This window comes from Ellagibacter sp., assembly GCF_048412355.1.
Taxonomy (GTDB): domain Bacteria; phylum Actinomycetota; class Coriobacteriia; order Coriobacteriales; family Eggerthellaceae; genus Ellagibacter.
Genome location: NZ_DBFSAP010000043.1, coordinates 26518 through 39540 on the forward strand (window position 1 = coordinate 26518; position 13023 = coordinate 39540).

General features: G+C 60.8%; 11 protein-coding genes, 2 tRNA genes and 1 riboswitch. Of the genes, 9 read left to right on the top strand and 4 right to left on the bottom strand.

All coding sequences use genetic code 11. From position 1 onward, the window contains the following. Window positions 1-60 precede the first annotated feature (60 nt). Genes ACMRQN_RS05950 through ACMRQN_RS05960 form a run of 3 tightly spaced genes read left to right on the top strand, consistent with a single transcriptional unit; the run spans window position 61 to window position 2164 of the window. Window positions 61-549 carry a nucleoside deaminase gene (locus ACMRQN_RS05950; protein ID WP_418734214.1) on the top strand — a complete coding sequence of 163 codons (489 nt, stop codon included), beginning with the start codon at window positions 61-63 and terminating at the stop codon, window positions 547-549. Further along, complete coding sequence (locus tag ACMRQN_RS05955; RefSeq protein WP_418734215.1) at window positions 546-1793, top strand: 4-(cytidine 5'-diphospho)-2-C-methyl-D-erythritol kinase; 1248 nt, start codon at window positions 546-548, stop codon at window positions 1791-1793. The genes ACMRQN_RS05950 and ACMRQN_RS05955 overlap by 4 nt, the downstream gene beginning before the upstream one ends. 8 nt (window positions 1794-1801) lie before the next feature. Then, window positions 1802-2164 carry a guanylate cyclase gene (locus tag ACMRQN_RS05960; RefSeq protein WP_418734216.1) on the top strand — a complete coding sequence of 121 codons (363 nt, stop codon included), beginning with the start codon at window positions 1802-1804 and terminating at the stop codon, window positions 2162-2164. 148 nt (window positions 2165-2312) lie between these two features. On the opposite strand, the gene ACMRQN_RS05965 is transcribed toward ACMRQN_RS05960, so the two are convergent. Next, window positions 2313-2403, bottom strand: a tRNA-Ser gene (locus ACMRQN_RS05965). Window positions 2404-2466: 63 nt separating this feature from the next. Between ACMRQN_RS05965 and ACMRQN_RS05970 the strand changes: the two genes are divergently transcribed. From ACMRQN_RS05970 to ACMRQN_RS05980, 3 genes are all read left to right on the top strand, one after another. Further along, on the top strand, window positions 2467-4443 hold the full coding sequence (locus tag ACMRQN_RS05970; RefSeq protein WP_418734217.1) for a DUF2207 family protein: 1977 nt from the start codon (window positions 2467-2469) through the stop codon (window positions 4441-4443). 82 nt (window positions 4444-4525) lie between these two features. Continuing rightward, window positions 4526-5437, top strand: coding sequence for a DMT family transporter (locus ACMRQN_RS05975; RefSeq protein WP_418734218.1), 912 nt, complete (start codon window positions 4526-4528; stop codon window positions 5435-5437). Next, window positions 5410-5937, top strand: a complete 528-nt coding sequence (locus ACMRQN_RS05980) for a shikimate kinase (RefSeq protein ID WP_418734219.1) — start codon at window positions 5410-5412, stop codon at window positions 5935-5937. Before ACMRQN_RS05975 ends, ACMRQN_RS05980 begins: the two co-directional genes overlap by 28 nt. Window positions 5938-6023: 86 nt before the next feature. Here the strand turns inward: ACMRQN_RS05980 and ACMRQN_RS05985 are convergent, their stop codons facing one another. Together ACMRQN_RS05985 and ACMRQN_RS05990 are read right to left on the bottom strand one after the other, a co-directional pair. After that, window positions 6024-7451 carry an MATE family efflux transporter gene (locus ACMRQN_RS05985; RefSeq protein ID WP_418734220.1) on the bottom strand — a complete coding sequence of 476 codons (1428 nt, stop codon included), beginning with the start codon at window positions 7449-7451 and terminating at the stop codon, window positions 6024-6026. A 198-nt stretch (window positions 7452-7649) separates the two neighbouring features. Next, on the bottom strand, window positions 7650-9161 hold the full coding sequence (locus ACMRQN_RS05990; RefSeq protein ID WP_418734221.1) for an alanine/glycine:cation symporter family protein: 1512 nt from the start codon (window positions 9159-9161) through the stop codon (window positions 7650-7652). 161 nt (window positions 9162-9322) lie between these two features. Then, window positions 9323-9433, bottom strand: a riboswitch (glycine riboswitch). 819 nt (window positions 9434-10252) lie between these two features. On the opposite strand from ACMRQN_RS05990, the gene ACMRQN_RS05995 reads away from it, so the two are divergent. Continuing rightward, complete coding sequence (locus ACMRQN_RS05995) at window positions 10253-10423, top strand: hypothetical protein (RefSeq protein ID WP_418734222.1); 171 nt, start codon at window positions 10253-10255, stop codon at window positions 10421-10423. Window positions 10424-10518: 95 nt separating this feature from the next. Here the strand turns inward: ACMRQN_RS05995 and ACMRQN_RS06000 are convergent. Continuing rightward, a tRNA-Arg gene (locus tag ACMRQN_RS06000) sits at window positions 10519-10594 on the bottom strand. Window positions 10595-11304: 710 nt separating this feature from the next. On the opposite strand from ACMRQN_RS06000, the gene ACMRQN_RS06005 reads away from it, so the two are divergent. Both ACMRQN_RS06005 and ACMRQN_RS06010 read left to right on the top strand, forming a co-directional pair. Then, a complete protein-coding gene (locus tag ACMRQN_RS06005; RefSeq protein WP_418734223.1) occupies window positions 11305-12360 on the top strand; it encodes a homocysteine S-methyltransferase family protein in 1056 nt (351 codons plus the stop codon). A gap of 5 nt (window positions 12361-12365) precedes the next feature. After that, window positions 12366-12662, top strand: a complete 297-nt coding sequence (locus ACMRQN_RS06010; RefSeq protein ID WP_418734224.1) for a hypothetical protein — start codon at window positions 12366-12368, stop codon at window positions 12660-12662. The last annotated feature ends 361 nt before the right edge of the window (window positions 12663-13023 follow it).

A 13023-nucleotide genomic window follows, 5' to 3' on the forward strand; every position in this document is an offset into this window, starting at 1 on the left:
TCCTTGTAACGCGTGCGCAACGCCTTTGGCCGGGGCCTTGTTGTGCCTTATAATGGGCGCATGAACGACGAAGATTACATGAGGCTTGCCATCGCGGAGGCTCGACGTGCGGAATCGCTTGGCGAGGTGCCTATCGGCGCCGTGGTGGTCTACGAGCCGATAGACCGAGGGACGAGGCGCCCCTTGGCTGAGCCGCGTGTGATTTCCCGAGCGTGCAACCTGCGGGAGACGACGAAGAACCCCGCAGGTCACGCTGAGTTTCTTGCCATGCAGGAAGCGGCGCGCGCGCTCGATGCTTGGCGTCTTTCGGACTGCACGGTTTACGTGACGCTCGAGCCTTGCATCATGTGCGCGGGGCTGATGCACCAGTCGCGCATTGCCCGCTGCGTTTTCGGAGCTTCCGACCCGAAGGCTGGGGCTGTAGGAACGCTCTACCGGGTCAATGCCGACGAGCGTTTGAACCACACGTTCGAGGTGACGCCTGGGGTTCTTGCCGACGAATGCTCGGCGCTCCTGAAGGATTTTTTCGCGAACAAGAGGAAGAAATGACTGACGAAATCGTTTGCAATGAAGAAGCTGCTGTGACTGAGGGCGGCTTGCCTGGGGGGACCGGCACTGGGGTGGCGGTCGCCGATGTGCGCGCCGATGCGGCTGTTGCGGGTGGCTCAGCTGCCGAGATGCCCGCCGAGACCTCCGCCGAGAACGTTTCACGTGAAACGCTCGCCCCTGAGCAGGGAGAATGCATGAGTCGTCAGCGTGCCTCGCTCGAGGTTCCGGTCGATATGATTTCCATTGCGCGCACGGCGCAGATCGAGGGCGCGGGTCTTAAGCTTGTGGCTCCGGCGAAGGTGAACCTGTTTCTGGGCATCGGCGATCGCCGTGATAATGGATACCACGACGTGTCGACGGTCCTTCATGCCGTGGCGCTTCACGATATTCTGTACATGAAGCGTTCCGACATCGTTGCCGCGCGCGCGGCGCTTGAATCCGCCGAAGAAGGCGCGCCAACGAACACGGCGAGCGCTGGCCCTGCGGATAATATTCTCATCTCGGTCAGCTGCGATGCGCGCGGGGGAGTGGCGCCCCTCAACGTTTCTGTGCGCAACAACATCGTGTTCAAGGCGATTGACCTGCTCGCACGTAAGGCCGATATCTCTTACGACGACGCGATTAACGTTCGCATCGAGAAGAACATCCCGCACGAGGGCGGCTTGGGCGGCGGTTCTTCCGACGCGGCGGCGGCGCTTGTCGGCGCAGCTCGCTTGTGGGGCATCCCCGAGGACGACCCTCTGATCGAGGAGGCTGCGCACGAGCTTGGCAGCGACGTGGCGTTCTTCCTCCATGGAGGTTGCGCGTGCTTCACCGGCACGGGCGAGCTGTTCGACCATGAGCTCGAAGTGATGAAAAAGCCGCTTGTGCTGGTCAAGCCTGAGTCGGGCGTGTCGACCGCCGAGGCGTACCGCACCTTCGATGGGAATCCCCAAAAGATTGACAAGGATGCGGCTGCCGCTGCCGAGGCGGCGCAGACAGCGTGCGACGTTCCCCTGGTGAACAACTTGTCGCCTGCAGCCGAAAGCGTGCTTCCCGAGCTTGCCGACGTTCGCGCTTGGCTGCATCGCCAAGCGGGGGTCGAGGCGTCGCTTCTTTGCGGCAGCGGGTCGACGACCTTCGCCGTGTGCCGCGATTTCAACGTGGCGTGCTCGGTTGCGGCGGCGGCGCAATCGCGCGGCTGGTGGGCGAGAACAACCATGTTCGGCTCGCTTAAGGCGGCCGTTGTGCCCGATCAGAGTTAGGCGCACCTATGCCCCTGTTAGCCCGACTTTCGCGAATCGTTCCGCTGATCATCGTGCTCGCGCTCGTGGCGGGCGTGGTGTATGTGGTCGCGATGTTTTTGTATTCCCCGACGAAGGCGAAAGAGATTCTCATCAAGCTGTTCACGTTCCTAATGAGCGCGCTCTCGGCGTTTTTTGCGCTGGCGTCGCTGTATGCGCTGTTAGAGGGGAACATTGACGTTCTCGAGCTCACAGCAAGCTTCCTGGCGACGACGCTCATCGGCCTTGCCGTGACGCTTTTATGCCGACGCACGTTTATCAAGAACAACCCGAATTACCGTAAGAAGCCCGAGAAGGCCTCCGGCTTCAAGTGGTGGCGATTCCGGAAATAGACCGCTCGTGCTGTTCGCGTCGTCCGTGGGCGCTGTCCCGCTTGCATTTTCCGCGCGAAGCTTTCCGTGCTCTCCTTATGTGAATTCTCTCTCGCTGATTCGCTTTCCAGCTAAAAAGCCCCCGCAGTTGCGGGGGCTATGCAAATCGTGGCGGAGAAGTAGGGATTCGAACCCTAGATGCCCTTTTGGGGCATACTCACTTAGCAGGCGAGCACCTTCGGCCTCTCGGTCACTTCTCCACTTATAATAGGTGCGGTTTGCTATGATACCGTGAACGGGAAAAAGATGCAAGGAGCACTGCGGTGAGAAACAGAAAGGATGCGCGGCGAACGGCTTGCCTGCGCCTTATGCGGATGAATGCGAACAGCTCGTGCGCTGCGAAGCGCCCGATCATTCGTGATGCCGCCCTGATGCGCCCAGCGGTTTCCCTCGCCGCCGTATTCGCGGCTTGCCTTCTCGTGCTCGCCGTCGCTTTGATGGCGGCATCGCCTCGCGCTGCATTCGCTGCCGGTTCGTACTCGAGCCCGAAAACCGACATCACCATGCAGGTGGAAACGGATGGATCGTACCGGGTCATCGAGTACCGCGTCCTCGATTTCCAGGGCGATTCGGCATATGTCGGCTGGTCGTTCACCAGCCTTGCCGAAACGGCGAGCGTGCAAATCAACGGTATGCGCCTCGCTCAAGCCGACGCCGACGGGAACGTCGAGGGTGACTGGAAGACGCTTTCGGGCACCTCGTTTTCCGATAAATGGCTCGCCGGGGGCGCCTCCAGCGGGGCAACATATGCTTACGACAACGCGAAGAACACGCTCTATGCTTTCCCCCAGGTGACCGATTCCCGCGTAATCGTGGAACTCGACTACTCCATCACGAATGCAGTTCTCGCCTACAAGGATATCTCCGAGGCGTACTGGACCTACGTTTCCCTTGACTGGCCGGTGGCTTCGGAAAACGTTACGGCAACAATCACGCTTCCTGTCGCTCAAGGAGAAACTGTCATCCCGAACGACACGGTGCGAGCGTGGGGGCATGGTCCCCAAAACGGTACGGTCTCGGTTGATTCGGCGGGAACGGTCGTGCTCCACGACGACGTGGTGAACCCTGGCCAGTACGCAACAGCCCACGTGTTGTTCCCCGCATCGTGGCTCACGCACCTCGACGGCAAGAAGATGCTCGCGAATCGCGCGACGGCGCGGCTCGATTATGCGATTGCCGAAGAGAAGGCGTGGACCGATTCCTGGAGTTTCCAACAGGAAGCCCTTTTCACGACCTTCGCCTTGATAGCTGTCGCGTGCGCGGCGATTCTGGCTGCGGCGGCGATCGCCTATGCCCGCTGGGGCAGGGAATACCCGTCTGATTTCTCGGGGAAGTACTATCGGGAGGTTCCCGAGGAGGGCCTGGAGCCTGCGGTGGCAGGGCGTCTTTGGCGATGGAACCACGATGACATGCGCGACTTCACGGCGACGGTGATGCGGCTTGCGCATAAGGGCGTGCTGCGCATCGAGGCGAGCGATCCCTCCAAAGACGCAGCTCCCACCTGGTATCTCTCGGTTGCCTTCGGGGCGCCGACGGGAAGCCTCAGCGCGCTTGAATCTTCCGCGCTGGAGATTCTCATGGGACACAGTGCTCTTGGCGATTCCCGCTCGCTCAGCCAGCTGAAGCAGCGCGCAGTCGATCAGCCCGAGACCTTTATCGAGTCGATGAGCGCATGGCAGGCCTCGCTTGGCAAGGCGTGCGAGGAGCGCAATTTCTTCGAGGCTGCGGGCAAGCGCGCGCAAAAAGTGTTCCTCATCGTGGCCGGCGTGACTGCTGTCGCGGGAGTCGCCATTGCGATCATCACGATAAACCCGATTCCCGCCGCGCTCGCGCTTCCGACCGCCATGGTGACGACGCTCGTCGCGAACTACCTCCCAAGGCGCACCGAAGAAGGTAACAACCTGATTGCGCGCTGCAAGGGGCTTCGCAATTGGATGCGCGACCTGGAGAAACTCGACGAGCCCGTGTCTCTTTTCCCGTCGCAATGGGGAGAGCTTCTGCCCTTCGCCTACGAGTTCGGCGTGGCCGACGAGGCGGTGTCGTTCCATGGCGCGCCCCAGCCGGCTGTTTGGCAGACGTGGTACGAGACGAAATCCCAAACCGCGTTGGCACGCGTGCGGCGCCTCGCTGCGGCCCCGGCGATCAACGAGTGTTTGAAAGACTCGCTTCAAGCGGCGCACACCGCAATCGCGAAGCGCGAGGAGGCCCAGGCGACGGGCGGCGGATTCGGCAGGAAATAGCGGGTCTTAAGGCGCCGTGCGGGCCAACCACCCGTGCGCGGCGTCCCTTGGGCTTTAAATCGAAGGAAGAAGAACATCATCCATGGCAAATATCCCTTCCTGGGTCTATAAGCTCCTCATCGTTCTCGCGACGATTATCTGGGGTTTCAGCTTCGTCGTCATGAAAGACGTCGTGGCCGTGCTGCCCCCGGCGTGGCTTTTGGGCATGCGCTTTCTCTTTGCGGGCGCGTTGCTGCTCGTGATACTGCGCAAGCGCGTCATGCGGTTCTGCTCGCGCAAGGTCGTGACCTACGGATTCATACTCGGCGTGCTCGATTTCACCGCCTTCTGGCTGCAGACGGTGGGGCTCAAATACACCACGCCGGGCATCAACGCGTTTCTGACCGCGACGTATTGCGTGCTTGTGCCGTTCGCCTGGTGGCTCATCGCGCGTAAGCGCCCGACCGCGTTCAATATCGTTGCGGCGATCGTGGCCGTGTGCGGCATTTGGCTTGTGTCGGTGAGCTCGTCAGGTGAGACGCTCTCCATCGGCTTCGGCGAGACGATGACGCTTGGCTGCGCGGTCGCATTCGCGGCGCACATCGTCGCCGTCTCGAAGTTCGCGCAGAAATGCGACGCGCTCGTTTTGACGGTGTTTCAGTTCATCGCGGAAGGCGCGCTCGGAATCGTCTTCGGCGCTGCGACCGAAACCTTCCCAGGTATCGCGGCGTTCACCCCTGAAATCATCGGGCAGATGCTGTTCCTCGCGGTGTTCGCGTCTGTCGTTGCGTTCGGCATCCAGAACGTGTCGCTCGCGCATGTGCCACCCACCCAGGCGTCGCTGCTCTTGAGCCTGGAATCGGTGTTTGGCGTGGTGTTTTCCATCCTGTTGTATGGCGAGCAGATGACGTTGCGCCTTGTGGTGGGCTTTGTGCTGATCTTTGCTGCTATAGTAATCAGCGAGACATTACCGTTGAAGGAGAAGCCATGTCGGAGAAAAACAACATCGTCCTGATCGGCATGCCGGGTGCCGGCAAGTCAACTTTGGGCATCGTGCTCGCGAAGATTGTCGGTTACGACTTTATCGACGCCGACCTGGTGATTCAGAATCAGTGCGACAAGACGCTGCAAAAGCTGCTCGACGCGTGCGGCCCGGAAGGGTTCATCGCCGTTGAGAACCAGGTGCTCTCCGATTTGAAGGCCGAGCGTTCGGTCATTGCGACGGGCGGTTCTGCGGTCTATTCCGATGAGGCTATGAAGCATCTTTCCGAGATCGGTCACGTGGTTTACCTGCAGATTTCCTACGATGAGCTGAAAAGCCGTCTGTCCGATTTGCAGGAGCGCGGCGTGGTTTCGAAGAACGGCGTCGGCATGAGCCTGCATGAGCTCTTCGACGAGCGCAAGCCGCTTTACGAGAAGTATGCGGAGGTCACGGTGAACGTTGACGACCTCACTATCACGGCTGCCGCGCGCAAGGTGGCAAGCGCCCTGAAGGGTCTCGTCCCCGAGGCGTAAAAGTCGCAGGTGCGACGGCGAACATGCCGCTTGGTAAGTTGGGAAAAGCGCGGGTCCACCCCGCGCTTTTTTGCGTGCGGCATCCCTTACGCAATCCCTCCGCTGTCGCGCAGGCGGCGCAGCTTGTGGACTTCTCGCGCGACGAAAACGCTGGTCACGCATACTGAAAGCGCGTCGGACACCGGAGCGCTTATGATGACGCCCTCAAGCCCCGTCGTGCCGAAGAGCGCTGTCAGCACGGGCGGCAGCAGCAGGTACAGAGGGATGAGGAAGAGCACCTGGCGCGTGAGCTCGAGAATCGCAGCCTTCATCGGCTGGCCGCTTGACTGGAAGTAGCTCGATCCCACAATCTGGAATCCCACGGGTGCGAAGAAAATCACGTACACGCGCAGTGCATACACGGCGAAATTCTCCAGGTCGCCCGAAACGCCGAACAGCTCCACGATCGGCGCGGGAATGGCCTCCGCAATCAGGAAGAACGCTCCGCCGATGCATACGCCGGTGATGCTCGCCCACTTCAGCGTGTCGAGCACGCGCTGCCACAGCTTCGCGCCGTAGTTGAACCCGATGATGGGCTGCGCTCCCATGATCAGGCCAATGAGCGGGGTGAACGCGAACATAGCCGCCTTTTGCGCCACGCCGATCGCCGCGAGTGCGGCCGTGGTGCCGATAGGGTCGGTCGACCCGTACAAGCTCACCACGTGGTTCAGCACGATGCCGACGAGCATGGAGGCAACCTGCATCACAAACGACGCGATGCCCATCGTGAGGATGTTCCCCATGAGCTTCACATCGGGCACGCAGCAGTGAAGGCGCAGCTTGAAGGCGGCGTTTTTGCTCATGGTGAAGTGCCAAACGACGGGCACCATGCCGCATGCCTGGCCGAGAATCGTGGCCGATGCGCTGCCTGCGACACCGAACCCCAGCACGATGACGAACAGGTAGTTGAAGATGATGCACATTACCGTGCCGAAGATCATGGTGCCGAGTGCGAGGTTGGGCCTTCCCGCAGTGCGCAGAAAGTTGTTGAGCCCCATGCCAAGCGATTGGAAGATGAAACCGAAGCAGATGATTTGCACGAAAGTCTTCGTGAGGTCCCAAAGCTCATCGGTCGTGCCGATACCCGTGAGGATGGGGTCGATCAGAAGGCCCGACGCCACCGCGATGACGACGGCGATGCCCGCAAGCAGCGTGGCCGAGTTCCCGAGCGTGCGCTCAACCTGGTCTTTCTCTCCCTTTCCCAACTGAATCGCCGCGAGAGCGTTGCCGCCTTGACCGGCAATCATCGAGAAGCCCATAAGAAGGGTCATCACGGGGAAGGCGAGAGTTGTCACCGCCACGCCCGAACCGTCGGGGAGCGCCTGTCCCAAAAAGATCGTATCGACCACGTTGTAGAGCGTGTTGAACACCATGCTCACAATGGCAGGGATGGAGAACTCGAGGAGCAGCTTTCCGATGCGCTCGGTTCCCAAGCGGTCGGTGCGGTTATCGGGCAGTGCTGGGCTGTCTGACATGGGGCGGGGCCTTACTATGCGCAAGCCGCACGACGCGACGTCGCGGGCCGTCCGATTATCGATGCACGCGCAAGTATAGAAAGCGAGAAGGCGGGTTGACAAGCCTAATCGGCCAATCAACCCGCCTTCGCGGCAAGGGAAACGATAAGCGTCGGGCGGTCGTGCCCCGTCAGGCGGTTGCGCCCCGCCAGGTGCGTTCTACGCCGTCGCCTCTTCGGCTTTCCAGTCGTCGGAGGTGTCGCGCGGCGCAAGGTTGTCCTCGTCGCCTGCGGCCTCGTCGAGTCGCTTGAAGTAGTCCTTCGTCTCCTTCACGACCACGCCGGACAGCACGATCAGGGCGATCATGTTCGGGATGGCCATGCAGGCGTTGAAGATGTCGGCGATGGTCCACACGGCGGAAACGGTCATGTAGGGGCCGATGAACACGGCGAGGATGTAGAGCCAGCGGTACGTCTTCACGGCCTTCTTCGAACCGCCGGAGAGGTACTCCAGGCAGCGCTCGCCGTAGTAGTCCCAGCCGAGGATGGTGGTGAAGCCGAAGAGCGCCAGGCACACCATCAGGACAAACGACACGGCTTCAGCGGGAATGAAGGGCAGGCCCATCTGGAAGGCCGCGGTGGTGACGGCAGCGCCTTCGAGCCCAGGAATCTGGTAGGCGCCGGTCATGACAAGCGCGAGGCCGGTCATGGAACACACGATGATGGTGTCGAGGAAGGTGCCGGTCATCGACACGAGACCCTGGCGCACCGGCTCTTTCGTCTGTGCAGCCGCGGCGGCGATAGGCGCGGAGCCCAGGCCTGCCTCGTTGGAGAAGATGCCGCGCGCGATGCCCTTCTGCATGGCGATGATGATTGCGCCGAGCGCACCGCCTGCAGCAGCGCGCAGGCCGAAGGCGCTTTGGACGATGGTGACGAGCGCGTCGGGCAGCGCCGTGATGTTCAGCACGATGAGGATGAGCGAGAACGCCACGTAGATCACGACCATCACGGGAATGACCTTCTCGGAAACGCTCGCGATGCGCTTCAGGCCGCCGATGACGACGAGGCCGACAACGATGGCGACAAGAAGCGACCCGATCACGGTGGCGATGGAGTAGTCCATGCCAAGGATGCTCACGGTTGCAGACTTGTTGGGGTCAAAGAAGCCGGTGATTGCGGAGTTGATGGAGTTGACCTGAGTAAACGTACCAATGCCGAACAGGCCGACGCACATGCCGAAGAACGCGAAGATCTTCGCGAGCCACTTCCAGGAAATCTGGGGCAGGCGCTTTCCCATGCCGCGCTCGATGTAGTAGAACGGGCCGCCGAGCACGTGGCCGTCCTTGTCGATGCTGCGGAACTTCACCGCGAGCAGGCCCTCGGAGTATTTGGTCGCCATGCCGAACAAGGCGGCAACCCACATCCAGAACATGGCGCCTGGGCCGCCGGCGACGACTGCGGTCGCCACGCCGACGATGTTGCCGGTGCCGATGGTCGCGGAAAGCGCGGTGCACAGAGCGCCGAACGACGACACCTCGCCGGTCGCGTCCTCGCCTTTCTCGTTTTTCAGCATGTAGCGCAGGGCACGCGGCAGCTTGCTGAACTGCAGGCCGCGCAGGCGCACGGTCAGAAGAATGCCGCCGAACAGGATGAGCACCATCAAGGGCACGCCCCAGATGAAGTCGTCGATGGCATTGAGCACGTTGTTGAACGCGCTGAAGAAGTCTTCCACTGTTCCTCCTCGATATCCGTTACGTTTCGCAACTTCAAGCGGCCCTCGAAAAGGCCGTGGAGGACTCGCGCGTTCCGAGTTTTAACGCGCGCGACAAGCGGTATGGGCGCAACAAAAGGAAAGGGAAAAGCGAAATGCGACACGCAGATGCGACAAGCAGTAAGCTTTTCTCTGTCCTTTTGCCTGAGAGTTTCAACGAAAAGCCTGTGACCAGGTGTTTCGCCTTGCCCCTTCGGCACCCAGCTTGCCTGGGATTCTCCAGAGGCCCCTTCGGCGCCCTGTTTCCCGAAGGATCCAGAGCGAGTCATAAGGGGTGACGCTTTGAAATTGTGGAGCCATTGTAAGCACATCGCTCCACCACGCGCAAGTGCTTTTTTGGGGAACTGAAAAAATACTGATGCGAAAGGTAGGCATTAGGAAGCTAAAAACCGAAAACCGCAGGCTAGAAAGTGGCGCCCCTGAGAGGACTCGAACCTCCGACGCACGGTTTAGGAAACCGAAAAATGAGGTAAAACGGCGTATTCCTACGCATCGTTATGCTCGTCCCGTCTGCGATTGAATACCAGTGCGATACATAGCGATATTGCGCGTTGTGACCATATTGTGGCTAAAAATCGGCATGCTTCGGCGGCTACCCGAAAGGGGAAACAGCTATGACCAACCGACAGAAAAAGGAAGGTCCCGCTTCGGCGGGGCCTTCCCATGCCCTCGCGCCCTTCTGCGGAGCGGCCTTCGCGTATAATGCCCCTCGCGGTGCTTCACTTGTCGGGCAGCCTATCCCCTTGAACGGAGGTGGTTGCCATGATGGACTCTCAAACTGTTCTGGCCGTATGCGCCATAATCGCGGTGGTGGTGGAAATCATCGGGCTATCCCGCAACAACAAGTGAACTGCATTTAGGCAAAAGAAAAACCCGGCGCGCCGTGCGAAGCTAGCCGGGTAATCTCAAGTACGATGCTGCCCGATAGGCCGGGGCACCGCACCCCGTATGATACACGCCGCGCCTCAGCTGCGCAAGGTCGCGGGCCGTCGGCCCTCTTCAACAGGGAGCTTTCCCTCGCCCGCAATCCCTGCCGAAAGGACCTGAACCTCTTGCTCGGTAGCGGAGTGGACGTGAAGACCGTCCAGGCACGCCTTGCGCACGCCGACGCCAGCATAACGCTCAACTGGTACGCCCGCGCCATGCCGGGAAACGACAGGCAGGCGGCGGACCTGCTGGCTGCCATCATGGAACATCCCGAGAAGGTCGCCAGGACGGCTTAGGGTGCCCCGTTGTGACCATATTGTGACCAAAGTCCGCAAATGGGCATGGAAGAAGAAGGAAAAACCGCCAAAGCAGTCGATGAACTGGGAAAATCTGGCGCCCCTGAGAGGACTCGAACCTCCGACGCACGGTTTAGGAAACCGACGCTCTATCCGCTGAGCTACAGGGGCGCATAATGCGGCAGTGCCGATTCTACCAGAAAGTCGGCCGAAGCTCGCATTAAGCTGCGCATCCCGCGCAAGGCCTTCGCATTCATGTCCCTGGGGCCATTGTGGGTGCCGAGAAACGCGCACCCGCGCAAGGCCTTCGCATTCTACGGCGGGCCTTCGCTTGTTTGCAAAGTGGGAGGTTCGATGGTGCCTGGTGAGCCAGCTTGAAGATAATGGCTCGCCAGGCTCCATCTTGGAGAAAGAATTGGCCCAGGGGAGAGGGGAGCTCCCGCTGGGCCCAAGGAGGGGATTTGCGACGCTTATAGATGCGTCGCTTCTGCTTTTCTAGGGGTATGAAAGCAGTGCAGTGAGGAAGGAGGGGAGCCTTCTTAGCTGCTGACGTCATTATATGAAGGGATGCCGGAAAAAACGCGCTCCGGGGCGGAACGGCGCGATATGGGCGGTGAAGTGCGGTAACGTTTCCGCTCACCCCGAAAAGCGTGCCGCTCGCCCCTCGGTGAGAATAATAGCATGAATCCATTATACGGAATGAGGAATAGAACGAGTGCGGTCCCGACGAGCTTTCTCGGGGTCGCCATTCTAGCGCGCTTGCTTTCGGGTCGCTTCATCTTGCTGGTCCTCGCGCTATGTGAGATGTGAGGCACGGAGCCCTCGAGACTCGCCCTTCTGCGCGCATACGCTATGATGGGGAAAACGAGAAAGGATGCCTCATGCCCGACATTGCCCTTCGCTTCGACAAAGATATGCTCGTCGTTTCCGCCCCTGTTTCCGCTGCGCTTGCGCGCCAGGGCGTCGACGTCGATCGCGACCTCGAGCTGATGACCGTCCTCGAGCCCGATTCGATTCAGGAAGCGATGCGGTTGGAGTCCATGGCCGGGGCCCAATGTCTTGTGACGAGCACCGCGGGAATTACGCCTGCTCGAATGGCGCAGGTTGGAATGGAGGATCGCGCCCATGACGTGGCTCGCGCCTCACTCGAGGTGTTACGGCCACTGAAACCGCAGCATGTTCTTGTGGAGATCGGGCCGTGTGGCTTGCCCCTCGACGCATCGAGCAAAGCGTCGCTCAACGAGAACCGCGATCAGTACGCCCGTGCCGCGCGCCTGTTCGAAGGCGAGCAATTCGACGCCTTCTTCTTGAACGGGTTCACTACGGCAAGCGACCTCTTGTGCGCGCTCATGGGCGTGCGTCAGGTGAGCGACATGCTCGCGTTCGCGTCGGTCGATGTGCTTGCGGACGGCACGCTTGCGAGTGGGCGAGGAACCCTCGAAGAAGCGTGTGCAATCATGGGCGAATATGGCGCTTCGGTGGCGGGCTTTTCCGCGGCGTGCGGAATCGAGGGCGCATGCGCACTTGCGAAGCGTGCCGAAGTAGCCTGTGACCTGCCAATTCTCGCACAGCTGGCGGTTGTTGAGCACAAGCCGAAGCAAGGCGGCCCCACGGATGCGAACCCGTACTACTGCCCTGACGCCGTCGTCGATGCCGCCGTGCGCCTGCGAGCCTCGGGCGTTCAGTTCTTGCGCGCGACCGGCGCCGCAACCCCCGCCTACACAGGCGCGCTCGCCGCTACGACGTCGGGGCTTGATGTCGCGGCGTGCCGCGCGGCGGATGCGTCCCCAGCCGTCGAGGAGCCTTCTTCAAGTGACGATGTGCGAAGCGAAGGGGAGCCCCAGGTGGCATCTGCAACCGACGAGCAGATGAGCGCGCTCGCAGATGCGCTGCGCGAGAAAGTCGCCGCGGCATTCAGCGAAGGCGGGGAGGCGTAGGCGTTATGTCCTCTCGAGAGAAGAGCCCCTATTACGGTGCATTGCAGCAGGTGGTTGACTCCCTGTTTACGGATTTGACGGAAGAGGAGCGCATCGCCGATATGGCCGGCATCCCCGGCGCGCGCAAGGTGCGCAGGCTCGATGTGATTATGGCGGCCGAGGCGGTCGATCTACCCGATGACCTGCGCGAAATCGTGAACCTGCTGCCTCCGAGCACCTTCACGCGCCGCCGTTTGTGCGATCAGTTGAACTCCGCTGTCGGAGGGCATGCCTGGGGACAGAAGTACGGCACCGTCGAATAAACGGGGTGGTCGCGGGCGGCATACACATCGCCCTGGAAGGTAGGCCAAAGGGCCATCGGTTGAAACCGTCGGTCGCTCTTATTTTCGGAAAGCGGAACGATGCGTCATTCGGGATGCTGCTCGGGACGTTTTCCGGGATACTGCCTGGGATGCCCCGCCTGCCCCACTCGTCTTGAAAACAGAGTGATGCGTCTTTCGAGAGTGCAGTCTCCGTCCGCCCCTTTTTAATATGAGCAGGACATTGTCAATAGGCAAAATCGGGCCTGGCCCCAGCATTTCGCTGAAGTCAGGCCCTTTCCTCTATATCAACTCACGCTGCGGCGACTTCGGCGTGTCTTTCCGACGCTCGTCTTTGCAGTTT

Bases quoted from the DNA above. Each gene is read 5' to 3' on its own strand.
- ACMRQN_RS05950 (WP_418734214.1), top strand. From the start codon at position 61: ATGAACGACGAAGATTACATGAGGCTTGCCATCGCGGAGGCTCGACGT.
- ACMRQN_RS05955 (WP_418734215.1), top strand. From the start codon at position 546: ATGACTGACGAAATCGTTTGCAATGAAGAAGCTGCTGTGACTGAGGGC.
- ACMRQN_RS05960 (WP_418734216.1), top strand. From the start codon at position 1,802: ATGCCCCTGTTAGCCCGACTTTCGCGAATCGTTCCGCTGATCATCGTG.
- ACMRQN_RS05975 (WP_418734218.1), top strand. From the start codon at position 4,526: ATGGCAAATATCCCTTCCTGGGTCTATAAGCTCCTCATCGTTCTCGCG.
- ACMRQN_RS05980 (WP_418734219.1), top strand. From the start codon at position 5,410: ATGTCGGAGAAAAACAACATCGTCCTGATCGGCATGCCGGGTGCCGGC.
- ACMRQN_RS05985 (WP_418734220.1), bottom strand. From the start codon at position 7,451: ATGTCAGACAGCCCAGCACTGCCCGATAACCGCACCGACCGCTTGGGA.
- ACMRQN_RS06005 (WP_418734223.1), top strand. From the start codon at position 11,305: ATGCCCGACATTGCCCTTCGCTTCGACAAAGATATGCTCGTCGTTTCC.
- ACMRQN_RS06010 (WP_418734224.1), top strand. From the start codon at position 12,366: ATGTCCTCTCGAGAGAAGAGCCCCTATTACGGTGCATTGCAGCAGGTG.